This window comes from Beggiatoa leptomitoformis (assembly GCF_001305575.3).
GTDB classification, from domain to species: Bacteria; Pseudomonadota; Gammaproteobacteria; order Beggiatoales; family Beggiatoaceae; genus Beggiatoa; species Beggiatoa leptomitoformis.
Map to the genome: position 1 here is coordinate 3,355,336 of NZ_CP012373.2, position 25,914 is coordinate 3,381,249.

The window sequence follows — 25,914 nt, forward strand, 5'->3', positions numbered from 1 at the left end:
GACACGCTTTTCAAATATTAAAACTTGATTTTCCAGCATTGGTGAATCTTGGGGTTGCGTGCATAGTCAAATGGTAAGCTAGCAGCGGAAACATCTTCAATATTTAAATCACCCAGTGCGTACATATCTAGTTTAAATCGTTGGTAATTCGTGGAAAAAATTAATAATCCATCACGGGTTAAGCAGTGCATTGCCGCACGGATTAAACCAACATGGTCGCGTTGTACGTCTAAGGTATCTTCCATGCGTTTGGAATTGGAAAACGTAGGCGGGTCAAGAAAAATTAAATCGTAACGTGGTAATCGGTAGGGTGAATTTACGAGTCGTTCTGCTTCTTCTTCTAACCAAGTAAAACAATCTGCTTGAACAAAATGATGGCGGTGGTCACTAAAGCCATTTCGCGCTAAATTGCGTTTTGCCCAATTTAAATAAACATTAGACATATCAACGGTTGTAGTGCCACTCGCACCGCCTAATGCGGCTTGTACAGTTGCCGAGCCTGTGTAAGCAAAGAGGTTTAAAAAACGTTTGCCTTGCGCAAGTTCATAAATCCATTGACGGGTTATACGATGGTCTAAAAATAGGCCTGTATCTAAATAATCGGTAAAATTAACCAGCAAAACCGCTTTTCCTTCATGAACTTCATAAAACTGTCCCGCTTCGTCAAATTTTTCATATTGGGCGCGTCCTTTTTGTTGACGACGTACTTTTACAAATAAATCGGCGAGCGGAATTTTTAAAACGGCACTACAGGCTTGTAAGGCTTCTTGAAAGCGGGTTTCGGCTTTTTGAGGGTCTATGCTTTTTGGGGGAGCGTATTCTTGAATATGTATCCATTGTTCGTATTTATCTACCGCAATTGCATATTCAGGCATGTCCGCATCATACAAACGGTAACAGCGAATATCATCTTGTTTTGCCCAACTTCCTAAACTTTTTAAGTTTTTTTGCAGGCGATTAGCAAACATGCGGGCGTTATCGGACAAACTTTCTAATGGCACGGGCATTTTTGCCAATTGTGCAGGGGTCGCGGGTGTGAACATACCATCGGTTTGTGTGGGCTTGGTGTAGCGCATAAACCATTCTGGGGTAACGTTAAAACGTAAAAATTTGCATTCTAACGCGCCGTTATACAGGGTATAAACTTTCTCCGCCCGAATCCCAATTTGTTTACCCAACTCAGCATTTCCCGATAAAACGCCCGCTTGCCAGCCAACAAAGTGTTCTCGTAAGGTACTGCCTAAAAAGCTAAATAATTGACGGATGGAGTCAACTTCGCCCAAACGTTCTCCATAGGGTGGATTAACAATAAATAGTCCTGTAGAACGTGCTGGTGCGGTGGTTTGTGCAAGGGCGCGACGTTCAACGTGAATTTTGCCGTGTAACCCTGCGTTTTCAATATTCCGAATAGCCACTCGAATGGCTGTTGCATCTGCGTCATAACCCACTATCGGCGGTAAAGTTGCAAGCCCTGCCTGTTTGCGGGCGGAAGCTTCAGCAATTAAATCTTTCCAAATTTTTGGCACATGTTGCAGCCAACGAGAAAAACCAAAGTAGGGACGCAATAAAGCAGGGGCAATATCACCCGCGATAAATGCACCTTCTATTAATAAAGTGCCTGAACCACACATAGGGTCTAGTAACATGCCCCCTGTTTGGGCTATTTCTTTCCATCGGGTGCGGGCTAATAAGGCAGCGGCAAGGTTTTCTTTCAGCGGTGCGGCAATACCTGTTTCCCGATAGGCGCGACGATGCAGGCTATCACCTGATAAATCTAGGCTAATAGTGGCTGTATCTTGATGTAGATAAACATTAATTCGTAAATCAGGTTGGTCTAGGGCAACATTCGGGCGGGTGTTGTAGCGATTGCGAAATTGGTCAACTATCGCATCTTTTACCCGTAATGCGCCAAAATGGGTATGGGTAATTGCGGAGTGTAGGCTGGTGAAATCGACAGCAATACTGCCCGCTGGGTCTAAATGTTCTGTCCAGTCGATATCGAGAACGCCTTCATATAACGCCTCATCCTGTGGCGCGGGAAAGGTCGCTAGGGGTAATAACACACGGTTTGCAATGCGTGACCATAAGCAGACTTGATAGGCTTGGCGTAGTGTGCCTTGAAAGCTAACGCCTGCGCGGGTGGGTTTAACTGCGGAAAGTCCTAGCGCGGTTAATTCATCCGCTAGTAAGGGTTCCATGCCTTTTGGAGAGGTTGCAAACAGGGAAAGTAAATCAGACATTGTCGGTCATTATCTCGGTATCGATGGGGACTTGATATTATCACTTACGGTTTCACGCGATGTTGAAATCTATTTCTAAAGCAGCTTGCCTGAGCCAGAATTAACATTATTTTCATAATGTTAGAATTAAAAAACCGTCGTTTATTTGTCTTTTAATGCTATTAATTTGGTTTTGAACATTCTGGTTCAGACAAAAATGAATCATTAAGGACTAACGTCAAACATGCGTTGTAACGCTAATTTTGCCTGTGCTGTTTCTGAAGCGGCAACTTTAATTTGATTTACAATCCGTCCTGCAACTAGGTTTTCTAATGTCCATAACAAATGTTGGGGGTCAGTACGAAACATTGTGGAACACATGCACACGGTCGGCGACATGAAATGGACATTAATACCTAATGGTTTACATTCTTGTGCAAGGCGATTAACCAAATTTAGCTCCGTCCCTACTAGCCAACGACTTCCCGCAGGCGAGGCTTTGACGGTGTTAATAATGTATTCGGTTGAGCCAACTTCATCAGATTTTTGACAGACATCAAACATTGCTTCGGGGTGAGAAATTACTTTAACATCAGGGTATTTTGCCCGAAAATTATCAATATGTTGCGGTTGAAACATCTGATGTACAGAGCAAAATCCTTTCCACAAAATCATTTTTGCGTTGGCGATTTGTTCGGGCGTTAAACCGCCACGGGGTTGGTTAAAATCCCAGACAACCATTTGTTCTAATGGAATGCCCATTTTATAGCCCGTGTTTCGTCCCAAATGTTGGTCAGGGAAAAATAGGATTTTTTCTTTTTGTGCAAAAGACCATTCTAATACTTGTCGCGCATTGCTAGAGGTGCAAACAATACCACCGTGTCGACCACAAAACGCTTTTAAATCAGCGGCTGAGTTAATATAAGTTACGGGTGTTATGGCGGTTTCTACATCAACATAACGGGATAATTCCTGCCATGCACGTTCAACGGTTGCCAGATTTGCCATATCCGCCATAGAACAACCCGCCGCTAAATCGGGCAGAATCGATATTTGTTCAGGACGGGTCATAATATCCGCGACTTCCGCCATAAAATGCACCCCACAAAATATAATGTAGCGTGCTTTAGACTGTGCTGCTTGTTTAGACAGTTTTAAAGAATCACCTGAAAAATCAGCGTATTTAAATACTTCTTCACGTTGATAGTGATGTCCTAAAATCACCAGTTGTTCGCCGAGTGTTGCTTTTGCCGCCCGAATACGTGCGTCACATTCTGCATCGCTCAGAACAACATAGCGGTCAATTTCAAATGCAGGAGTACCCATGTTTATCGCCTCATAAAAGTTAGTTGTGTTTTACAACTTACTATCACCTGTTAATCCCTTAAGCGAGTGTTTTGTAAACAGTCCCTTAAGTTTTAACCACACACAACCGATGTTAATTAAACGAGGTGTTTCTAGGTATCCCCACAAAAAATGCGGAAATAAACAGGTGATAGTCTTGTTTTACAACTTACATGGTAGTGGCTATTGGTGTTTTAATCAATGGCGACAAGGCAATTTTTTCAGCAATGTGACAAAAACAATGTCCGCACAAATTTATTTATGCGAACTTGGTTTTTTGGGTTGTCTGAATCAATATGAATTGTATTTAATACATTAATTTTACTGGTGTTTATTTTTACGCAATTTGCATAATCTTAACAGTTCTGATTCGGATATGCGTTAAAAATCAGGACCAATAACGAGATGAACTTTAATTGAACTATCTTCTTGTGCAATGGGCGTTGCAACATCTAAACGGACTAAGCCAACAGGCGAATACCAGCGAATACCTGCGCCCGCGCCTTGTCTGAGTTTTAACTCGTTATATGTGTTAAACGCATTGCCCATGTCATAAAAAACGGCAACGCTCCAATCTTGCAAAAACTTATATTCATATTCAGCACTGGCAATTAATAAATGCTTGCCTGCAATTGCGGAGTTTTCTTGCAAAATCGATTCATAAGCATAACCTCTTACGGTTCTGTCGCCCCCTGTTAAAAACTGTAGTGATTTAGGCAACACACTGCCTGTTATATCGGTATCCAGTAGCTTTACAGTCTTTGCTTGGGTGTAGGCTATATCGCCACGCAATAACACTCGCCCTTTATTAAACAATGGACGAATAAACATGCCATGTAAATGTGCTTGTGCAAACGATAAGTTTGAGCCTAAGCCGTCGATTGCGCCTGCTAAATTTAGCCCTACTTGTTGTCCGCGTGTGGTGTAACGACGATTATCGGCTTCTGTATAAGTCCAATGCACAGATGGCATAAGCACTTTAAAATTGGCATCTAACACTTCTAACTCGTCCGCGCCTATATCCCCTGTTGCGATTAAATAATCAATTAAATAATAATCTTCTGGTGTGGTTAGTAAACTTAATAAATTATATTTTTCAGTAAAGTAGGTTAAGCCAATGACTTCTTCTACGGGTAGAAACCAATCGCGTGATTCTTGTTTATTCACACTTAAAGAAAACATTTCGCGTCTGGTTGAACCTTTTGCATTAGCATTTACCGAATCGCCAAAACCCAGCCCCAATGCCAAGTTATTCGCGTCTATATCTTCACCTTCATAACGGAAATTAAACGTTAAATCCTTTTTTTGTACTTGGCTAAAAGGGATAACATAGCCAATATCACCGATGTATTTATTTCTTTCTTGAATATAAATGCCATCCATTAATAAACGATGACCGCGTTGATTGACATAACGTCTTTCCCATTCTTCACTCAAACGAATACCAGTATCTGTCCCATACCCCAAGCGCGAGCGCAGACGATTGCGGGAATTCATTTCTAACCCAACATCAATAGGTACACCTTGTTTTGCATCGCGTTGATTACGTAACGCATCAACCCTAACACTCGCAAAATAATCGCTTTCTGCTAATTTCGCGCTCATCTCCAACAATTTGGCATTTGTAAAATACTCGCCCGTTTGAAAAGTAAGAAACTGTTGCATAAAGGCATCAGAAAAAATATCTTGTTTAAAAACAACATTACCAAAACGATAGCGTGTACCTGTTTCTAGCCATAAATAAACTTCAGCGGTATAGGCTTTTTCATCTACCCGAATTTCCGTTCTTTGCCATTGTGCGTCAAAATATCCCCGTTCTTCAGTCAAACTAAATAGTGATTTTTTTAATTTTTCATAAAGTTGATGGTCCAAAATGGCATTACGTACGATTGGCGGTTTTCGCAAAATATCTTGAAACGCATCATCATTTTCGCCATCACCTGTTACTTTAATATCAACTTTATCAATTAATAATGGCGCACCCAAAGTAATGGCATACGTAACTTGCCACACAGTTTCCCCTTGGGCGGGTTCTGTCAATGTTGCATCAACAACGACTCGGTAATAACCAAAAGGTTGTAAGGATTTTTGAATTTCTTCAGGCGCGAGCTTATGTAAACGACGAATGCGATTAGGGTTTAAATTCGGATGTTCCTTTTGTTGCTCAATACTAAGATAGGCTTTGACATTATTTAACAAAATATCGCTAATGCCCGTAATGGTCACAATAACCTTATGACTAGGCGGCGGTGGGGGAGGGGATTCAGTTTCTGCATGGCTAATAGGACTGAGGCAACAGCCTATAAATAATAAGAAAAATAGCCATACACGATAAGAAAAAAAAGAAGAGGTCATAGGACGCGCTCTATAATCCTGTTTTTATAAGGTGTTTTGAGGAAAGAAAGTGATAAAATTATACATTCTTTCTGCCTGTTTCAACCGACGGTGATGAATTATGGATTTAACCGCACTCTCACATTATGAACAAGCTATTCTTGTTCTTTCCTCGCTGGTGCTATATACCTCGTTTGCCTTATTAGGACAAACACGTATTCTCAACTTAATCACCATTTTTGCGTGGCAAGGCGCGTTATTATCAGCAACGGCGATGATGGTAGCGATTGTATCAGGGCAACATCACTTATACATTTCTGCGGTGTTAACCCTTGTGCTAAAAGTTTTGTTTATCCCTTGGTTATTACGGTATCACAGCTTAAAACTGAATTTGCATTATGAAGCTGAAAAACTCGCTTATCCGTCTTTGATTTTATTAGGCGGCGTTGCGCTTGTTATTTTTAGTTACTACGTAGTGTTACCCATAGAACAGCTTGCTGCTAAAGTCACCCGCAATACTATCGCGGTTAGCCTTGCTGTTGTCTTATTATCCATGCTCTTAATTATTTCGCGCCGTCAAGTAGTGAGCCAAGTTGTCGGTTTTATGGCCATAGAAAACGGGTTGTTTTTCACGGCATTAGTCGCAACCTATGGAATGCCGATGGTGGTTGAACTAGGGGTTGCTTTTGACGTATTAATTGCAGCCGTTCTATTTGGTGTGTTCTTTTTTCATATTCGTAGCAGTATTGATTCATTAGATGTGGACAGAATGAATCGTTTATCAGAAGTTGATGAATAGATAAACAATAGATAACACTGCTTAAAGTCGTGGTATCTATATGACTAATTGTCTAAATCAGAACTATCAGAATTTTCAGAACTTAAAGACGAAAAAATAAAGGCTTTTGTGTCTGAAAATCCTGATTTAACCCGTTTTTAAGACAAATAACCCTAATTTCATTACTAAGTTAAAAACTCAATATGTCCCAAGCCTATACAAAACTAGACCCGCTAACTGTGCCACTGGTCGCGACGAATTTAATAGAAGCCAGTGCAGGCACAGGCAAAACGCACACGATTACTATTTTATTTCTACGCTTATTACTAGAAAAAAAACTCACTATTAATCAAATTCTTGTCGTTACTTTTACAGAAGCCGCTACTAAAGAGTTGCGTGACCGCATTCGTAAACGCATCCGCAATACGTTAACACTATTTCAAAAAAAGCAGGCAGGCGAACCAATAGACAGCGAAGAAACTATTGATAGTTTATTGAATACCTGTCAGCCACATTTAACCGAAGCCATAGAACGACTACGCCACGCGCTGCGTGGTTTTGATGAAGCGGCGATTTTTACAATACATAGTTTTTGTCGACAAACATTGCGCGATAATGCCTTTGAAAGCGGAATGTTATTTGACACAGAATTATTAACTGACCAGCGTTTATTGATTCAAGAAATTGTTGAAGACTTCTGGCGGCAACATTTTTACACAGCTAACCATTTATTTATTAGCTACTTACAAAAAGAAAAGTATAAAGAACCGCGTGATTTATTAAACACCATCGGACACGGACGATATATTGGACAAACCCATTTACATATCACGCCAGAACTTTCCCCAGACATAGATTTGCACAAAATCGAAGCGACATATTTAAAAGCCTTTAATGCGGCTAAAAAAAGTTGGGAAAAATATCAGGTAGATATTCAAACCCTGTTGGTAAAGAGCGAAGGGCTTAATGGTACTCAATATAAGACAATATCTATTCCTAACTGGTGCGAACAACTTTCCGTATTTTTTAGTTACAGCAAACCCGCATTAGAATTTCCTGAGAAATTTACCAAATTCACCAATACGGAATTAAAAAAAGGCACAAAGAAGAATGGTGTTACGCCGCAACACGAATTTTTCGACAAAGCGGACAACTTACAAACGGCTTACGAAGCGATTCGGCAACAGTATAAAAATTACCTACTCACGCTAAAAACAAAATTATTCACTGTCGTAGAAGACAAACTCGGCAAGAAAAAACGCTTAAAAAATGTTCAATCTTTTGACGATTTACTCACCAATCTAGCCAACGCCTTAGACAGTGAAACGGGCAACACGTTAGCAAATCGTATTCGCCACCAATTTCCCGCCGCATTAATCGACGAATTTCAAGATACCGACCCGACACAATATAGTATTTTTAGCAGTATTTATAATAAATTAGATAATATTTTATTTCTAATTGGAGACCCAAAACAAGCCATTTATGGTTTTCGGGGTGCAGATATTTTTGCGTATATTAAGGCGGCTCAACAGGTTAAAAATCGTTATACCCTACAAGTAAATTGGCGTTCTACCGCTTCTCTAGTCACAGCAATCAATGCCTTATTCACTCAAACACCAAACCCTTTTATTTTTGACCAAATTGGGTTTACTGCGGTAGATGCCTCACCAAAGCTAGCCGATAAACCGTTGTTAATTGACAATGAACCCGCTGTTCCCCTGCATATTTGGCTTGCGCGCCCCGAACCACAACCTGAAGAAGCTGTCAAAACCGCTAGTAAATCGCCGAAAAGTAAGCAAGAAAATGACGATAACGAGGCTAAAAAAGCTAAATCTATTCCTAAAGAATGGGCAAATACGCATATTCCTAAAGCGGTTGGCGCGGAAATCGTACAATTATTAAGCAAAGCCCAACGTGGCGAGGCAACGATTGCAAGTCGTCCAATACAAGCGGGAGACATCGCAATTTTAGTGCGCACGAATCATCAAGCCCAACAAATGCAAAAACAGTTAAGTCAATTAGGCTTGCAAAGTGTCTTGTACAGTCAGGAAAGTATTTTTAAAGCCCAAGAAGCCATAGAAATAGAACGTATTTTATTGGCAATCACTGAGCCTAATCGTGAAGATTTGATTAAAGCCGCTTTAACCACTGATTTATTTGGTTTATCAGGGGATAGCCTTTATATATTGCTCAACACAGAGCGCGACTGGCAAAAACGCTTAAAAAGTTTTTTTTCCTATCATTTACAGTGGCAAACACAAGGATTTATCCAAATGTTTCGCCAGTTACTGATAGCTGAAAATATCCCGCAACGTTTACTCGCTTATCCTGACGGAGAACGCCGTTTAACCAATGTGTTACATCTGGCTGAAGTGTTGCAAAAAGCCGTGATGCAGGAAAAGTTAGGGTTAACAGGATTATGTAATTGGTTGACAAAACAGAGAGAGCAGGCGGAAGAGGGCGAAATTAACAATGAACAACAATTGCGTTTAGAAAGTGATGAACGCTTGATAAAAATTGTTACCATTCATAAAAGTAAGGGGCTTGAATATCCTATTGTTTTTTGTCCTTATGCGTGGGAAGGAATATTACGTAATGAAAAAGCCGCGCAATTTTTATTTCATGACCCCGCAACGCTAACCCAACGAATTTTAGATTTAGGCTCAACCGAGCAAGAAAAAAACCGCGAATATGCCAGCCGTGAGGAACTCGCGGAAAATTTACGCTTGTTTTATGTTGCTGTAACACGCGCTGCGTATCGTTGTTACCTCGTTTGGGGTGCAATTAATGACGCAGACACCGCACCACTCGCCCATTTACTGTATCGTGATTTAACCCAAGTTGATAAGGAAAAAGATAAAAATTGGTTATTTGCATTGACACATGAGGCATTATTGTCGCCACTGGCGCAATTGGCAGAAAAAGCACCCGCGTATATTCAAGTTTCTGAGATGAAATTAGATATTGTTAAACCGTACCAACGGGCGATTGATGTGGAATTGGTTTTACAAGCGCGACAATTTCATGGGCAATGTGATGATGGTTGGCGAGTTTCTAGCTATTCAGGTTTATTAAAAACCAAAGGTGATACAGAACGTCCTGATTATGATGACGCGATTAATGATAAAACGCTGGAGATTAAAACGCCGAGTCGAGAATTAGCGGGTGTCTTTACTTTTCCTAAAGGGGCGAAAGCAGGGCGGTTTTTACACCATTTATTAGAAAATACCGATTTTACTGAAATTAATCTTGAAGAAATTCAGCGGTTATTAATTCTTTATGGTTTTTCTGCGGAAAAATATACCGTACTCGTTCAACAATGGCTATTAGCGATTTTGCACACACCTTTAGAAGTCAATCAGCCCGATTTCATCTTAGCAAATATCAGCCGTGAACAACGCTTGAATGAGCTAGAATTTTACTACCCTGTACACCATTTAACGGTTGAAGGATTGCGTCAACTGTTTACAGAACATGGACAAACCTTTCCCGCTGTTTTTTTAGAATCTGTGGAAAACCTAACATTTACCCCGCAACAGGGTTTTATGAAAGGTTCTATTGACATGATTTTTCAAACGGCAGGGCGGTTTTATCTAGTTGATTATAAATCTAACTTACTCGGGGTTAAAACGGACGCATATCATCACAGTAAACTACCCGCCGCGATGGAGGGCGAAGCGTATTATTTACAATATATTCTCTACTTAGTTGCACTACACCGTTATTTGCAAAACCGTTTACCTGATTACCATTATGAAACACATATTGGTGGGGTTTATTATTTATTTTTACGCGGTATGAACCCCAATACAGGGGCTAATTATGGCGTTTTTCGTGATAAACCTAGCGTCGCTTTTATCGAACAACTTTCCCAATACTGTTGGCAGGGAAATGGATAAACGGATAATAATGTTTCATCATTATTCCACACGCCATGTGGCATAATGACAGCCTATATTTGATAATAATAGGGCTATGTCTAAGAGATAATAGGTATTTATCTAACAAATTGAAATAAAATAGCTATCTTCTAATAACTGAAAATGTAGATTGCTGTATTTTCTGATTTATCAGGTATAATAACAACCCTCTCAACTTTAATTCACTAGCCAATTTAAAGAGATACAATATGTCTGAAGCTGTGCTTTTCACCTCTGAGTCTGTTTCCGAAGGACATCCCGATAAAATTGCCGACCAAATTTCTGATGCCGTGTTAGACGCACTGTTGGCACAAGATACAAAGGCACGGGTTGCTTGTGAAACACTCGTTAAAACAGGGATGGTCGTAGTTGCAGGCGAAATTACCACCAATACATGGGTTGATGTTGAAGCAATTGTCCGCCAAACCATTAAAGAAGTGGGCTATAACAGCTCCGAAATGGGGTTTGATTGGGAATCTTGTGCGGTATTGTCCGCGATTGGCAAACAATCTGTAGATATTGCCGTTGGTGTTAATGAAACCGAAAACCATGAACAAGGTGCGGGTGACCAAGGTTTAATGTTTGGTTATGCTAGCAATGAAACCGATGTATTAATGCCCGCGCCCATCACTTACGCGCACCGTTTAGTCAAACGTCAATCAGAATTACGCAAAAATGGCACATTGCCATGGTTACGCCCCGACGCAAAAAGCCAAGTCACTTTCCGTTATGTTGATGGTAAACCCGTTGGTATTGATGCAGTTGTGCTTTCCACCCAACACAGTCCTGATATTAGCAATAAATCTTTACAAGAAGCCATCATGGATGACGTGATTAAACACGTCTTACCCGCCGAATGGTTAGATAAAAATACCCGTTATTACATCAATCCAACAGGTCGTTTTGTTATCGGCGGCCCAATGGGTGATTGCGGTTTAACAGGACGGAAAATCATTGTTGATACCTACGGCGGTATGGCAAGACATGGTGGCGGTGCATTTTCTGGTAAAGACCCCTCCAAAGTTGACCGCTCTGCTGCGTATGCCTGCCGTTATGTCGCTAAAAACATCGTAGCAGCGGGTTTAGCCCAACGTTGTGAAGTGCAAGTCTCCTACGCCATTGGTGTTGCTGAACCAACATCCGTATTGGTAGAAACTTTTGGAACAGGCGTTATTGATAACACCAAGTTAATCCGTTTAATCCGTGAGCATTTTGACTTACGTCCACGCGGTTTAATTGCAATGTTAAATCTGCTCCGTCCTATTTATGGCAAAACGGCAAGTTATGGGCATTTTGGACGTGAAGATGCTGACTTTACATGGGAACAAACTGATAAAGCAGAAATTTTACGCGAAGACGCTGGCATTAACTAACCCAACGTAACCCCGACTGTTTGCTGGTTTGATAGTGTTAAACGCGCAAAGATTCAGGTACTTTTTATTAAAAATTACCTGAATCTGTCTGAAAACTTGCTACATCCTTGTTTCATACAATATTTGCATTTATTTTTAGCACTACCGCCGATTTATGTAATAGATGCGGATTTATCCCGTGTCGCTAATTTTCACAGGAATACAAAATGAGTACACAACCCATTATTAACTTAATGCCCGATTATAAAGTCGCTGATATTGGTTTAGCCGCATGGGGACACAAGGAAATCGCCATTGCAGAAACCGAAATGCCGGGATTAATGTCTGTTCGTGCGGAGTATGCCGTACAAAAACCCTTGAAAGGCGCACGGATTGCGGGTTGCTTACACATGACCATTCAAACCGCCGTGTTAATTGAAACACTGGTGGAATTAGGGGCAGAAGTTCGTTGGTCATCTTGCAATATTTTCTCAACCCAAGACCAAGCGGCTGCCGCGATTGCTGACCAAGGCATTCCCGTTTTTGCATGGAAAGGCGAAACTGAAGCCGAATATGATTGGTGTGTAGAACAAACTATTTTTGGCCCAAATGGTTGGTTACCCAATATGATTTTAGATGATGGCGGCGACCTCACCAAAATCATGCACGAAAAATATCCCGACTTGTTACAAAATATCAAAGGGATTACTGAAGAAACCACGACAGGCGTGCATCGCTTGTATGAAATGGTTAAGCAAGACAAATTAAAAGTACCAGCCATTAATGTTAATGATTCTGTAACTAAATCCAAATTCGACAACTTATATGGTTGTCGTGAATCCTTAATTGATGGTATCAAACGCGCAACGGATGTCATGATTGCGGGCAAAATCTGCGTTGTCTTGGGATATGGCGATGTGGGTAAAGGATGCGCTCAAGCCTTCCGTGGTTTAGGCGGTACGGTATGGGTTACAGAAATTGACCCAATTTGTGCGTTACAAGCTGCGATGGAAGGCTATCGTATTGTCACGATGGATGATGCGGCGGCATTAGGCGATATATTTGTTACCACCACAGGTAACGTCCATGTCATTACCCACGCGCACATGCTAAATATGAAGAATCAGGCAATTGTCTGCAATATTGGACACTTTGATTCTGAAATTGACATTGCAGGTTTACAAAAGTATCAATGGGAAGAAATCAAACCCCAAGTTGACCACGTTATATTCCCCAACGGCAAACGCATTATTGTTTTAGCCAAAGGGCGTTTAGTCAATTTAGGTTGTGCGACAGGTCATCCTAGCTTTGTTATGTCAAACTCATTTACTAACCAAGTGTTAGCTCAAATTGAGTTATGGAATCACCACGACAATTATGAAAACAAAGTCTATGTGTTGCCAAAACATTTAGATGAAAAAGTTGCTCGCTTGCACTTAGGCCGTTTAGGCGCGAAATTGACTGAACTTAGCGCGGAGCAAGCCGCTTATATCAGCGTTCCTGTAACAGGCCCTTATAAACCTGACCATTATCGTTATTAATTAATAAACGGTGGTCTAGTTTTAACAACACGGATACCATTGCTCAAGGCGGTGTTATCCGTTTTTTTTATTTTTTAATTATTCTAGGGCGTGTCATCAAATAGACGAGGTAAAGGTTCAAGCCAAAAGAATCAAAAGGGGTTAATTTCTGCATGATTCAGATAACTCATCTAAAAATACAGGCATTTTAAAATTGAGTCACTCCGAATTGTTTCACCAATGCCGCCATTTCCTGATTGCCAACCTCTTGTAAACCCTCAATCACCCCTTGCTGGTCTTCAGGTGTCCGATTCTGGCTAACTTTCCACTTACCCTGTAATTTCGTGAGATGAATTTCAATCCCGACAATTGCATTCAGCATTTTTGCTAAATATTCCAGAGGCGCGTCCGCCAATTTCCAAGGATTGGGAAAGGCTGTTTCATGTTGCGTTGTCATTGCTGCCAAATGGTTTTTTAACCACTGAGAATCATCCTTCACGCGCACACAGCCATAAGCATGAACTGCTGTATAATTCCAAGTGGGTACGACTTGATGTTTTTCCTGTTTGCTGGGATGCCACGAGGGCGAGATATAGCTTTGCGCCCCTTGGAAAATCACCAATACTTCAGGATTATCCAGCAGTTGTTGTAACAGGGGATTTGCACGTGCAATATGTCCTTGCAAACAACCCAATGGTGGCGGTTCGGATAACAACATCAAAGGAATATGATTAGCATTGATAAATTCCGCCGTTCGAGAAATAAGCGTCGCCAGTGGATAATCACGCATTAATTGCTGCATCACAGCCACATCGTTGATTTCAAACTGTTTAGGTATGTACATATATTTACTGTGTGAATGAAATTGCGTTGTAACTATAGGACGTGTCATCAAATAGCAGAATCAAAGATTCAGGCCAAAAGAAGCAAGGTAGAAACCAAATAAACCCCACTTAAGAGATTTCTAGCGCGTTTATCATATCGAGTAGCTTTGGCGATATCTGGGTATCTATTTATAATATAAAACCTTTTACTATTTGACGACACCCTCTAGTTCCTCACCAACGCCTAACCACCCGTCTAATACGCTTCTTGCTTCTTCTAAACCCGTTAGTTTTAAAGATGAAAATAGCTGTATGCTAATTTCTGATGATTCTGTTTTAAATTGGGTTAGTTGTGCTTTCACTTGTAACAGTGCGGATTTTGATGCACCAAAACTAAGTTTATCGGCTTTCGTTAGCAAAATATGTACAGGCATTGCGGAGTGCTGACACCATAACAGCATGTTTTTGTCAAAATCAGTCAGCGGGTGGCGAATGTCCATTAATAAAATTAAGCCCCGTAAACTATCGCGGGTTTGTAAATAACGTTCTAGCGTATTTTGCCAATGTTGTTTAATCGTAATGGATACTTTTGCATAGCCATAGCCCGGTAAATCAATCAAACGACGTTTTTCGTCTAGTTCAAAAAAGATAATTTGTTGTGTGCGTCCCGGTGTTTTACTGGTACGTGCTAGCGATTTTTGTTGCGTAATGGCATTAATCGCACTGGATTTTCCTGCATTTGAGCGTCCTGCAAAAGCAACCTCGCGCCCTGTGTCGCTGGGTAATTGAGAAAGATTATGTACGCTGATGGTGTATTTAGCTTGATGATAGAAGTTCATTACAAAGTCGTTTGAGATAACAATAGAAGTGTTTTTTGTGCAGTTGCGCATTGATGTCTGTGTAGCATATCAATGCGCGTAACCACACAATTAAGTTTTTGTACGCCCAGAGGGATTGGTGAATCGGTCATTCAGTTTTTGCACGTAAGAATTGGTTGCACCCAACACTTTGGCTAATTTTTTCTGTAAACCCATGCTCCAATGATAAGGCTCATTGGTCAATCGGAAGTGGCAGATATTTTTATTAAAACCTTTCAGCAAGGCTTCACGAATGCGGTCATCGGGTAGGCTGGTTTCAATTTTTTTCAAGGTTCGGGAAGCAATCCAACGACTCACTTTGAGGTGAAACAGCAGGAATAAAATAAAACCTGTACTAAAAATCCCTGTCCATATCCATGTACTTAAGCCCTGTAGTAGGCTTAAATCGGGTTGGGTTGTTGCGTAAGCGATGGTAATTAATATCGCTAAGATGGCCATTACCCAAAAATCAATGCGTAATGTGGTTGACCGCCAGTGTTTAATCCAGTGGCGTAATTGAGGAATGAGGGTATTTTCTATGTCTTTCGCGGTTTGTTCTAACATACTGATAATACGATATGTCCGCTCAATACCAACTTGTTCCATGCGGTTGTTTATTTCCGCCATGTCTTCATCCCGTTTACTTTCAAAGCGTTGTTTTACGGTTGGGTTTTCAATGGGAATTGCGGCTTCGGGGTTATAAATCCGATAAAAGCGTCCTGCGGTTAAGCCTGATTGTGCAAGGGCGCGTTGCCACGCGGCAACCACTTCTTCAGGGTTATCTTCTCTTGCCGTAACATCTATCTGGTTTAACACGTAAAGAAACTTGTTAGAGTCAGGGCGATTTATTGTATCGGTTACCAGATGTCTTAATGTATCTTGCATTGCACCGGGTTCTGGATGACGGGCATCGAAAAATACTAACACTAAGTCAGATAGATTAATGATGTGTTTCGTTATTTTTAGTGTGGATGTGCGTTGACCATCGGCATCAAATCCGGGGGAGTCGATTAAAATTTTCCCGCGTACTTTTTCGCTAGGGCATGTTTTTAGTTGTAAATAGGCATCAATGCGCCGTCCATCTTGGGCAAGAACATCTTGAATTTCTTTGCTGATTTGATAGAACGGAAAACGCGGGTCGGCATCTAAGGCAATACCGGGTAAGGTAGTGGAGGCATTTTCGCCGCTAAAACAAAGCACGGTAAATTTATCATCAACTGCGTGATTACCTGTACGTTGTAAGGTTTGTCCCAGATAAGCATTGATAAAAGAGGATTTACCCGCTGAGAATGTGCCTAAAATGGAAATCATAGGCCACCATGATACGTGGTTGGCGTAGGATTCTGTTTCGTTTAATAAACCGAGTTCATAACCAACGTGGTCAAGTTCTCGAAAAATTTGTACGATATCGCTTAATACATCATTTTCTTCAGCAAGATGTGACTCTAGTTTTTTAAGTCTTTCTTCAACATATATATCAGTCATTGCAATTCCTCTTTAAGGAGTTGATGAGAAAAACGCTGATTTTATTCTACACGATTGTTATTAAATTACACGGTATCGTATAGCGGATGTTTTCTATCGGTCTGTCTGACGCACAATTTCTATTGGTAAAAGTTAAAAAAATCAGTCTGGGGTGTATTCGGTGCGTATTTTTGTACAGTAGTGCATCTGGTTTAAGTTTTGTAAGTGTTCTATGGTTAGTTATCTATTGGAATTTATAAATAAAAAAGCCCTGCACTGGTGCAAGGCTTTTTGTGTTTAGTGGGAAAATATCACTTTTATTGAGGGGCGATTATTTCTGCGAAAGTCGCTTTGATAGATGGGTAATACAGGCGTGTAAGCCCTTCAAATCCCGAATCTGTACCAATAACTAGCCATATCATACCTGTACTGTCTGTCGTAAATTTAAAGGGTTCTGGATTCGTGAGCGTTTTCAGTTTGTATTGTTCGTTTTCTGTTTCAACAGCAATATCACCTAATACCATCATGTCAGTACCACCCACTGATTGATTACCCTTATCAAGGCTAATTTGCCAATTGCCTTCATTGTTGATAAGAATAGGGTCTGTCACAGAAACGCCCGCTTTGAGATAAACCGCCTCGCCTGTTGCCCCCCCAATACCGATAGCACCAATAGGGGCATTAGAAGCAACATCAATAGTGAAAATGGCTTGGTAGTTTGTATTGGGTTTTAAACCTGTAATAGCGCGTTTCATGAACATGAACAAGTCATCACTCCGATTGTGTCCTTGTAACATGGGCGCGCTACCTGTCATATCTAATTCTGCAGGTAAGGTTTCGTAACCAAAGGTTAATTCATACGTATCATTGTCTGCATCAACGGGTAAATCTGCAAAACCGCCAACCCAGCCGTCAATGTCATCTTTAAAATTGGATAAGTAACGAATAACGTTGGTTTGGGTGGGAACAACTTCAATATTGAGCTGTGTATAACCTGCACTGACATCTAACGCGCCGTTAGCCTGTAAATCCGCGCCAAAATAAAGATGATAACTCCCCAAGGGTAAGTGTACTTGGTCTAATACAACAAGTGGTTTACCATCGTTTAATAAAGGGACTTGTCCTGCTGAGGCAAAACCTTCTGTAAAACCACGGGTATTGACATCATAGCTAAATAGCCCAAATGGTGTACTGGTGATAACCCACCAATCCATTGGTTCTAAGGGTGCGAAGGTCGGATAGGCGGTTGCTTTCACCGTAACCGTTAAGGGTTCATCGGGGGTAATGGTAATGTTTCCCGTTTGTCCATTAGCATCGATGCTGACATCAACGGGTAAACTGTTGACCATCGCTTGCGCTGTCATCACGTTGCTTGATAAAAAGCCAGTTACTATTAAGCTACATAAGAGTAATAGTTTGTTTTTAAACATGGTTAGTCTTCCTAGTTAAGTTCTGATTAAAACTAAAGCGAATGTAACATTTGGTCGTATTCGCTTCGTTTTTTGATACCACATGCGCTATATTCTACGTTAAATTTTAAACTTAACCAGTTGTTACAGTGTTTACACCTATAGAAATGAATTAAACTTAATGTGTTTTAAACATTGGGTGATGTTAAACAGGAAGGGATGAACTCAATGGCGTATCTGAGGCAGGAATTTTTAGAATAAGCAGAACTCACGGCGTTTTTATGCAGGTAAGGCTTGCATTTATGTTGTCTGTTCAGTATTCAGCATAAGTATAACAATTTGTTTTTCCAAGAGGAGTTTTTAGATGAGCCATACATTTACCGCGCTTAGAATTACAGAAAATGCGGATAAAACATTTACTCGTCAATTAGTTACCCGTAATACGGACGAATTGCCTGCGGGTGATGTGTTGATTAAAGTTGTGTATTCATCGCTTAACTATAAAGATGCACTTTCTGCGACAGGACATAAAGGCGTTACCCGTAATTATCCGCACACGCCCGGTATTGATGCGGCGGGTCATGTTGCAGAGAGTAACGACAGCCGTTTTGCAATTGGCGATGCGGTGTTTGTAACAGGCTATGATTTAGGCATGAATACCGCTGGCGGATTTGCAGGTTATATCCGTGTACCCGCCGATTGGGTGGTTAAGTTACCCAGTGGATTAACTTTGCAAGAAAGTATGATTTATGGCACAGCAGGTTTTACAGCCGCGCTCTCTGTTTATAAACTTCAACATGCTGGGCTAAAACCTGAAAAAGGCGAGGTTTTAGTAACGGGTGCAACGGGTGGGGTAGGTAGTATTGGCGTTGCGCTCTTAGCAAAACTGGGTTATCAAGTTATTGCAGGAACGGGTAAATCAAGTGCGCATGATTTCCTTAAACAATTGGGTGCAACGGGCTTTTTGAGTCGAGAAGAATTGGTTGATATGAGCAGTCGCCCCTTGTTAAAAGGACGTTGGGCCGGTGTATTAGATACAGTGGGCGGCGATATTTTAGTGACCGCGCTAAAATCCACAAAATATTGGGGACATGTTTCTTGTTGTGGCTTGGTCGCTTCTCCAACGCTCAACGCCAGTGTTTATCCCTTTATTTTACGCGGGGTGGATTTATTAGGGGTGGATTCTGTGGAATGTCCAATGGATGCACGTTTAATCCTTTGGCAACGGATGGCAAGTGATTGGAAAATTGACCTTGCACCATTGATGACCACAGAATGCAGCTTAGCAGAGCTTAACGATGTTTATATTGATAAAATTTTGCAAGGGCAGGCATTAGGACGTATTGTTGTAAAAATATAGGGTGTGCTAAACAGGAAGGGATAAACACCTATAAAATTTACGCATAATCCCCAGAGAACAAGATAACCGTAGAGCCTGTCATCAAATAAGAAGGGTTAAAGGTTCAAGCTAAAAGAATCAAGGTAGAAGCCAAATAAACCCCACTTAAGAAATTCCTAGCGCGTTTATCATATCGTGTAGCTATTGCACGATATTGCTTTAATTTACCAAAGAAATGCTCGATTAAATAACGTGCCTTATAAAGAGCTTTATCATAATCAGGTGGATTTAAACGATTTTTCCTGAACGGAATCACAGGTTCTATGCTTTTCTGTTTTAAAACATCTCTAACCCGTTCATCAGCATCATAAGCCTTATCAGCCAATAAAGCGTTTGCCTTTATCTGAGGAATAAGAGCATCAGCCCCTTCAAGGTCGCTTGCCTGTCCCGCAGTCAAAAAAAAAGGGTCGGATTGCCCAGTGCGTCAACAACGGAGTTAATCTTGGTACTTAAACCCCCTGCGCTACGTCCAATGGCTTCATCTGCGCCACCACCACTACTATGTTGATGCGCTCTAACTATTGTGCTGTCTATCATGGCATATTCATTATCGGCATCGGCACTTAGTATCTTGAAAACACGTTCCCAGACACCTTTCTTAGACCAACGACTGAAGCGGGTATGGACGACACGGAAATCACCAAAGCGTTCGGGGAGGTCGCGCCAAGGAATGCCACTGCGATAACGGAATAGAACAGCATCAATAAACAAGCGGTTATCTTTAGCCGTCATCCCGACATGTCCTTTACGCCCAGGGAGTAGCGGTTCTAGTTTTGACCATTGTTCATCGGTTAAGGCATAGCGACGACTCATTGTTTTATCCTTGGCGATATCTGGGTATATACCTATAATATAACATTTTTTACTATTTGATGACACGCCCTAGGGTCATTAAACTTGTCCCTACGTAAATTCAAAAAAAAATCCTCATGTCATTGCTCGTTACCAAGCTCTGCTTGCCGAGTACGAGCAGACTTAAGCGTGGGGCGTTCAAGTACCCGCCAAGCAGCGCTTGGCGAATAGGCATTACCAAGTGAAACTTGGTAACGAGCAAAAAAAAATCCTCGTGTCATCGCATTTATATAAAAATACCGTACACTTTTATTCTCTTATGACTATTCACTAATCCTACCGCTTTAATTTTATATGGAAAATCAGGAATATTTATTTGTTTACGGTACGTTGTTAAAAACAATGCAACACGCAATGCACTTACCGATTACACATCATGCAGAATTGCTAGAGTCCGCCAGTTTTCAAGGCAAATTGTATGAAGTTAATGGCTATCCCGGTGCGATTTTCTCGCCCAATCCGCACGAGCAAGTCATGGGGGAGATTTATCTGTTACACCAAGCAGATAAATTATTTCCATTACTAGATGAATATGAGGAATGTAACCACGATTTTCCTGCACCAACAGAATACATTCGCCAAAAAACCCCCGTCCTTTCTGCCAGTGGACGCGGTTTTTTAGCATGGATATATCTTTATAATTGGAAGGTTAGAGGATTACAGCGTATTTATTCAGGGGATTATCGGCGATTTTCACGGAAAAAAATGTTATCAATGGCTTCTGACCTAAACGAGTTTTCAAACGGTAGGGTGCGTTAGATACGTTTTTTTGCATCGTAACGCACCATTGATGCAACCCTATCAAAAATAAGGGGCATCACCATGCTAAGGTTAAGTTAATTTTAATGGCAAATCATGCAAGCGTTTTCCTGTTGCGGCAAATAAGGCATTAGCCACGGCAGGCGCAATAACAGGCGTTGCAGGTTCTCCAATCCCTGAAGGTTTCTCTTGTGATTCTACGATATGCACTTCAATGACGGGCATTTCATTAATGCGTAACACAGGGTAATTATGGAAATTTGTTTGCTCGACCAGTCCTTCTTTTAACGTGATAGCTCCCGTCAACACCGCTGATAAGCCATAACCAATACTCCCCTCCACCTGCGCACGAATGACATCAGGATTAACAGCTATCCCACAGTCCACCGCACACACTACACGGTCAATACTATACGTACCATTATCGTTGACAGTCACCTCTGCTACTTGTGCAACGTAGCTATGAAACGACTCATGTACAGCAATGCCACGTCCTTTGCCCTTTGGTAGTGGTTTGCCCCAATCCCCTTTTTCAGCCGCGAGTTTTAACACGGCTGCGTGACGTGGATGCTCTTTTAACAACGCAAGACGGAATTCTACAGGGTCTTTTCCTGTGGCTGTTGCCAACTCATCCATCATGGTTTCCGTAGAAAATGCGGTATGTGTTGAGCCAACAGAACGCCACCACTGAATGGGAATTTGTGATGTTATTGTATGCAAATCAACCAATAAATTCGGGATGTGATAGGGTAAGGTTGACGCGCCTTCTACAGAGGTTTCATCTACCCCGTTTTTAACTAAAAAGCCCTCAAATGGTGTACCTGTTACAATGGACTGTCCAACAATTCGTTGATGCCACGCATTAATATTTCCCTGTTCGTCTAGCCCTGCTTCTATCGTGTGATAGTAAAAGGGGCGATATTGTCCACCCTGCATGTCGTCTTCGCGTGTCCAAACCAATTTTATGGGGGCTTTACCCTCAATTGCTTTCGCAATTGAAGCGGCTTCTTTAACATAATCCGAATGTGGATTGGCGCGCCGTCCAAAACTTCCACCTGCATACAACATATTGATTTTAACTTGCTCAGGCTTTAAACCAACCACTTGTGCAATATTCGCTTGGTCAACGGTTTGAAACTGCTCACCATTCCATACTTCGCAACTCTCTTTATTCAGTTTTACCACGCAATTCATGGGTTCCATGGTTGCATGTGCAAGATAAGGGAAAACATATTCTGCGCGGAGTTTCTTCGTTGTTTTGGCTAATGTTGCTGCAACATCCCCTTCAGTGCGTGCAATCATGCCCATATTTTCCGCTTTTGCTTTATAACTGGCGAGAATATCCGCAGTACTGCCCATAAAAGCTTGACTGTTATCCCATTCGATAACTAGCGCGTCACGCCCTTTTTTCGCTGTCCAAAAATCACGCGCCAACACTGCAACCCCTGTAGGGATTTGAACAACATCAACCACCCCTTTTATCCCTTTCGCTTTACTCATATCCACACTTTTGACTTTACCGCCAAAACGGGGGGAATGCGCAACAACTGCCGTGAGTAAATCAGGAAAGTTAATATCTTGTGTATAAATCGCGGTGCCGTTAATTTTTGCTTTACTATCTTTACGTTTGGTCGTATTTTTACCAATATATACAAAGTTTTTCGGGTCTTTTAACTTAATTTCCCCTGATTCAGGGACAGTTAAATGTGCAGCCAATTCGGCCAACTCACCAAAGCTTGCCTGATGTTTTGACGCAGCATGGCTAACTAAACCTGCTTTAACCACAATTTCAGCAGCAGGCACTTGCCATGCTTGCGCGGCGGCGGTGACTAACATTTGACGAGCCGTTGCACCTGCCATACGCATTTGCTCGAAAGAATTTGCCATTGCGGTACTGCCGCCAGTGCCTTGTACGGGTCCCCAGAATAAGTTGTTATATCGACCTGCATCTGCTGGCGCGCCCACGACTTTAACTTGCGCCCAATCTGCATCTAATTCTTCTGCGACCAATGTTGGCAAGCCTGTATAAGTCCCTTGCCCCATTTCTACATGTTTTACAGTCACAGTCACACTGTTATCCGTCCCGATTCGTACAAAGGCATTGGGTTCGAATAAAATATCAGTCACTGCGGGGGGTGTTTCCGCAGGACTACTGGGCAAATACAGACCCAATGTCAACCCCGCACCAACGCTAACGCCTGTTTTCAGAAATGTCCGACGGCTAATATTAAAAATCGTATTCATAGTGAGCTATTCCTAAATTAAGCAAGCGTTTGCGCGGCTTCTTTAATGGCGGCACGGATACGAACATAAGTTGCACAACGGCAAATATTGCCACTCATAGCACTGTCTATATCGCTATCACTGGGTTTCGGGTTATGCTCTAACAACGCGGTCGCGCTCATGATTTGTCCAGATTGGCAGTATCCACATTGCACGACATCTAATTTTTCCCAAGCCGATTGTATTGCTTGCGCGGCTTTACTGTTAAGACCTTCAATCGTGGTAATTTTCTTACCAACCATTGTTGAAATAGGCATAGAACAGGAGCGCGTCGGCTGTCCATCAACATGAACCGTACATGCACCACACAAAGCCATCCCACAACCATATTTAGTGCCTGTCATCTGTAGATGGTCACGTAATACCCACAATAAAGGGGTATCCGCATCAACATCGACTGTGACGGATTTGCCATTAATCGAAAGTTCCATAAACAACCTCGTTGGATTAGTGTTGTAGTATTTGTGGAGATTAATGTGGGATAGGAAAGAGAAAACTACAAGGTGTAATAGCGTAAACTTGACATGGAAAACAGGTTTAACCCATATACTTTAATAGGTAATGATTGGGTCTAGTATTCATTTGCTTGTTGTAAGCACTAAATGATTCGGACGCATCGTTAAAGCTTATTTGGCGTTTTAAATTATCAGTGCGAATTTATTCGCACTGAATCACTTGACTGACTTATTGCCCTTATTGCCGTTGATTCACCGCTTCTTGAATTTTGGCAATAAAGGCTTTAACTTGCGCGTGTTTCATTTTCATTGTCGCTTTATTTACGACTAAACGCGAACTAATATCTGCTATGTGTTCTAACGGTTCTAAGCCATTAGCCCGCAAAGTATTTCCCGTATCTACAACGTCCACAATTCTATCTGCTAAGCCTACAAGAGGCGCGAGTTCCATAGAGCCATAAAGTTTAATAACTTCTACTTGTTCGCCTCGTTGTGCATAGTAGCGTTGTGTGCAGTTGATGTATTTTGTCGCAATGCGTAAGCGTTTATGATGGGTAATCGCATTAGGAAAACCCGCAACCATTAGGCGACAACGGGCAATTTGTAAATCAACGGGTTCATATAATTCTTCACCGCCGTATTCCATTAACACATCTTTACCCGCAACACCAATATCCGCCGCGCCATATTCCACGTAAGTGGGTACGTCGGTTGCGCGAATAATAACTAATTGCACATCAGCTTGATTAGTATCTAAAATCAATTTGCGTGAAGTTTCAGGGTCATCAATAGGAATAATGTCCGCATGGGCAAGTAACGGTAATGTTTCTTTAAAAATTCGTCCTTTGGACAAGGCAATTTTTAACATGGTTACTATCTCGATACACGACGGATGCTCGCGCCCAATTGGGTGAGCTTTTCTTCAATCCGTTCATAACCTCTATCAATGTGATAGATTCTATCCACAAGCGTTTCTCCATTGGCGACCAATCCCGCCAGCACAAGACTGGCTGAGGCGCGCAAATCTGTTGCCATCACGGGGGCTGCAGTGAGTTGTTCCGTACCCGTAATAATGGCTGTGTTGCCTTCAATGTGAATTTTCGCACCTAAACGTTGTAATTCAGAAACGTGCATAAAGCGATTTTCAAAAATCGTTTCTGTTAACGTACTAACACCATCAGCAATGGCATTTAATGCAGTGAATTGGGCTTGCATGTCTGTTGGGAAGGCAGGATAAGGCGCGGTATGAATATTAATCGCTTTAGGACGTTGTCCTTGCATATCTAATTCTATCCAATTATCCCCCGTTGTGATTTTCGCGCCAACTTCACGCAGTTTGATTAAAACGGCATCGAGCAATTTAGCAGAGGTATCTTTCAGCTTAATTTTTCCACCTGTCATTGCAGCAGCAACTAAATAAGTACCTGTTTCAATGCGGTCGGGCAAAACGGTGTAATCTGCGCCGTGTAATCGCTCTTTGCCAACAATACGGATTGTGTCTGTGCCAGCCCCCTCAATTTCCGCACCCATTTGGATTAAACAATTTGCTAAATCAACTACTTCAGGTTCACGGGCAGCATTTTCAATAATGGTTTCGCCCTCAGCAAGGGTTGCCGCCATCATTAAATTTTCTGTCCCTGTGACGGTGACTAAATCTAAATAAAGTGTTGTTCCTTTAAGCCTTTTAGCTTTAGCAATGACGTAACCACCCTCGACACGTATATCTGCCCCCATCGCTTCAAGTCCGTCAATATGTAAATTAACAGGACGCGCCCCAATCGCACAGCCACCGGGAAGGGAAACATTCGCCTCACCAAACCGTGCAACTAAAGGACCTAATACAAGAATTGAGGCACGCATGGTTTTAACCAGTTCATACGGTGCGGCACAGGTATGCACTCGACGACTATTAATGTCTATGTGCATTTTTTCGTCTAACACTAACTCTACTCCCATGCGTCCTAACAGGTTCATCATGGTAGTAATATCTTGTAAATGCGGGACATTACTTAAATGCACTGTCTCTTCCGTTAGAAGAGTTGCTGCGAGAATGGGTAAGGCCGCGTTTTTCGCGCCAGAAATGCGGATTTCACCATTTAACGGTGTGCCGCCAGTAATCAATAATTTATCCATGTATGCAAC

General features: G+C 41.6%; 18 protein-coding genes. 6 read left to right on the plus strand and 12 right to left on the minus strand.

The window, feature by feature from the left end:
* Positions 1–17: 17 nt before the first annotated feature.
* The 3 genes from rlmKL to AL038_RS14205 form a co-directional block, all read right to left on the minus strand.
* Entirely contained in the window at positions 18–2,240 is a 2,223-nt protein-coding gene (rlmKL, locus tag AL038_RS14195; protein ID WP_062153878.1) for a bifunctional 23S rRNA (guanine(2069)-N(7))-methyltransferase RlmK/23S rRNA (guanine(2445)-N(2))-methyltransferase RlmL, read from the minus strand.
* A 204-nt stretch (positions 2,241–2,444) separates the two neighbouring features.
* Positions 2,445–3,545 carry a quinolinate synthase NadA gene (gene nadA / locus AL038_RS14200; RefSeq protein ID WP_062153881.1) on the minus strand — a complete coding sequence of 367 codons (1,101 nt, stop codon included), beginning with the start codon at positions 3,543–3,545 and terminating at the stop codon, positions 2,445–2,447.
* A 399-nt stretch (positions 3,546–3,944) separates the two neighbouring features.
* Positions 3,945–5,918 carry an autotransporter assembly complex protein TamA gene (locus AL038_RS14205; protein ID WP_062153882.1) on the minus strand — a complete coding sequence of 658 codons (1,974 nt, stop codon included), beginning with the start codon at positions 5,916–5,918 and terminating at the stop codon, positions 3,945–3,947.
* 100 nt (positions 5,919–6,018) lie between these two features.
* Between AL038_RS14205 and AL038_RS14210 the strand changes: the two genes are divergently transcribed.
* The 4 genes from AL038_RS14210 (at position 6,019) to ahcY (ending at position 13,491) form a co-directional block, all read left to right on the plus strand.
* Positions 6,019–6,696 carry a hypothetical protein gene (locus tag AL038_RS14210; RefSeq protein ID WP_062153884.1) on the plus strand — a complete coding sequence of 226 codons (678 nt, stop codon included), beginning with the start codon at positions 6,019–6,021 and terminating at the stop codon, positions 6,694–6,696.
* Between the two features lie 182 nt (positions 6,697–6,878).
* Entirely contained in the window at positions 6,879–10,577 is a 3,699-nt protein-coding gene (gene recB, locus AL038_RS14215) for an exodeoxyribonuclease V subunit beta (RefSeq protein ID WP_062153886.1), read from the plus strand.
* A gap of 230 nt (positions 10,578–10,807) precedes the next feature.
* Positions 10,808–11,971, plus strand: coding sequence for a methionine adenosyltransferase (gene metK / locus AL038_RS14220; protein WP_062153889.1), 1,164 nt, complete (start codon positions 10,808–10,810; stop codon positions 11,969–11,971).
* A 206-nt stretch (positions 11,972–12,177) separates the two neighbouring features.
* Positions 12,178–13,491 carry an adenosylhomocysteinase gene (gene ahcY / locus AL038_RS14225; protein ID WP_062153891.1) on the plus strand — a complete coding sequence of 438 codons (1,314 nt, stop codon included), beginning with the start codon at positions 12,178–12,180 and terminating at the stop codon, positions 13,489–13,491.
* A 187-nt stretch (positions 13,492–13,678) separates the two neighbouring features.
* Here the strand turns inward: ahcY and AL038_RS14230 are convergent, their stop codons facing one another.
* The 4 genes from AL038_RS14230 to AL038_RS14245 all read right to left on the minus strand — a co-directional run bounded on the left by AL038_RS14230 (position 13,679) and on the right by AL038_RS14245 (position 18,045).
* A complete protein-coding gene (locus AL038_RS14230; RefSeq protein WP_062155554.1) occupies positions 13,679–14,314 on the minus strand; it encodes an FMN-binding negative transcriptional regulator in 636 nt (211 codons plus the stop codon).
* Positions 14,315–14,503: 189 nt separating this feature from the next.
* A complete protein-coding gene (yihA, locus tag AL038_RS14235; protein WP_062153893.1) occupies positions 14,504–15,133 on the minus strand; it encodes a ribosome biogenesis GTP-binding protein YihA/YsxC in 630 nt (209 codons plus the stop codon).
* Positions 15,134–15,223: 90 nt separating this feature from the next.
* Positions 15,224–16,636 carry a dynamin family protein gene (locus AL038_RS14240; protein WP_062153895.1) on the minus strand — a complete coding sequence of 471 codons (1,413 nt, stop codon included), beginning with the start codon at positions 16,634–16,636 and terminating at the stop codon, positions 15,224–15,226.
* A 296-nt stretch (positions 16,637–16,932) separates the two neighbouring features.
* Positions 16,933–18,045: a hypothetical protein gene (locus AL038_RS14245; protein WP_062153897.1), complete on the minus strand. Its 1,113-nt coding sequence runs from the start codon at positions 18,043–18,045 to the stop codon at positions 16,933–16,935.
* 343 nt (positions 18,046–18,388) lie between these two features.
* Here AL038_RS14245 and AL038_RS14250 point away from each other — a divergent pair, with 343 nt between their 5' ends.
* The gene (locus AL038_RS14250; protein ID WP_062153899.1) at positions 18,389–19,384 is read left to right on the plus strand and encodes a YhdH/YhfP family quinone oxidoreductase; all 996 of its coding nucleotides are present in this window, start codon (positions 18,389–18,391) and stop codon (positions 19,382–19,384) included.
* A 103-nt stretch (positions 19,385–19,487) separates the two neighbouring features.
* Here AL038_RS14250 and AL038_RS14255 read toward each other — a convergent pair.
* Positions 19,488–20,236 (minus strand): IS5 family transposase gene (locus tag AL038_RS14255; RefSeq protein ID WP_101539186.1). Its coding sequence is split into 2 segments (ribosomal slippage): positions 19,488–19,822 and positions 19,822–20,236, totalling 750 coding nucleotides; the frame shifts between segments, so codons are not numbered across the junction.
* Positions 20,237–20,569: 333 nt separating this feature from the next.
* Here AL038_RS14255 and AL038_RS14260 point away from each other — a divergent pair.
* Positions 20,570–21,034: a gamma-glutamylcyclotransferase family protein gene (locus AL038_RS14260; protein ID WP_062153901.1), complete on the plus strand. Its 465-nt coding sequence runs from the start codon at positions 20,570–20,572 to the stop codon at positions 21,032–21,034.
* 72 nt (positions 21,035–21,106) lie between these two features.
* On the opposite strand, the gene AL038_RS14265 is transcribed toward AL038_RS14260, so the two are convergent.
* The 4 genes from AL038_RS14265 to murA all read right to left on the minus strand — a co-directional run bounded on the left by AL038_RS14265 (position 21,107) and on the right by murA (position 25,905).
* A complete protein-coding gene (locus AL038_RS14265) occupies positions 21,107–23,278 on the minus strand; it encodes a xanthine dehydrogenase family protein molybdopterin-binding subunit (protein WP_062153903.1) in 2,172 nt (723 codons plus the stop codon).
* Between the two features lie 17 nt (positions 23,279–23,295).
* Complete coding sequence (locus tag AL038_RS14270; protein ID WP_062153905.1) at positions 23,296–23,748, minus strand: (2Fe-2S)-binding protein; 453 nt, start codon at positions 23,746–23,748, stop codon at positions 23,296–23,298.
* A gap of 262 nt (positions 23,749–24,010) precedes the next feature.
* A complete protein-coding gene (hisG, locus tag AL038_RS14275) occupies positions 24,011–24,649 on the minus strand; it encodes an ATP phosphoribosyltransferase (protein ID WP_062153907.1) in 639 nt (212 codons plus the stop codon).
* On the minus strand, positions 24,646–25,905 hold the full coding sequence (gene murA / locus AL038_RS14280) for a UDP-N-acetylglucosamine 1-carboxyvinyltransferase (RefSeq protein WP_062153909.1): 1,260 nt from the start codon (positions 25,903–25,905) through the stop codon (positions 24,646–24,648). The genes hisG and murA overlap by 4 nt, the downstream gene beginning before the upstream one ends.
* Positions 25,906–25,914 lie beyond the last annotated feature (9 nt).